Below are 527 nucleotides of genomic sequence, written 5' to 3'. Positions count from 1 at the left end.
CACTGGGAGCCGAAGAAAGACGTGATAAGCTGCGATAAGCTGCGGGGAGCTGCAAATAAGCATTGATCCGCGGATTTCTGAATGAGGAAACTCACTCAGCCTCATAGCTGAGTATGTTATACTGAAATTCAAAATAGGTATAACAGGGGAACCGCCTGAACTGAAACATCTAAGTAGGGCGAGGAAGAGACATCAAACGAGATTCCGTAAGTAGTGGCGAGCGAACGCGGAAGAGGGCAAACCGCGGGTAGAAATACCTGCGGGGTACGGACTGCTTTTAGGACTTAAACTGTTAGCCGAACGGCATGGGAAGGCCGGTCAGAGAGTGTGAGAACCACGTAGGCGAAAACAGTGAGAGCTGCGCAGAATCCAGAGTACGGCCGGACACGTGAAACCCGGTCGGAATACGGGGGGACCACCCTCCAACCCTAAATACTACCCAGTGACCGATAGCGTATAGTACTGTGAAGGAAAGGTGAAAAGAACCCCGGGAGGGGAGTGAAAGAGAACCTGAAACCCTGTGCCTA

At 51.6% G+C, this 527-nt stretch carries 1 rRNA gene; it reads left to right on the top strand.

From position 1 onward, the window contains the following. A 23S ribosomal RNA gene (locus tag B5G28_RS14325) occupies positions 1-527 on the top strand; the annotation flags it as partial.

Origin of the sequence: Faecalibacterium sp. An77, assembly GCF_002161315.1 — a bacterium.
GTDB lineage: Bacteria > Bacillota > Clostridia > Oscillospirales > Ruminococcaceae > Faecalibacterium.
Note: the sequence above shows the minus strand (reverse complement) of the source record. Positions and strands in the feature narration are given on the sequence as shown.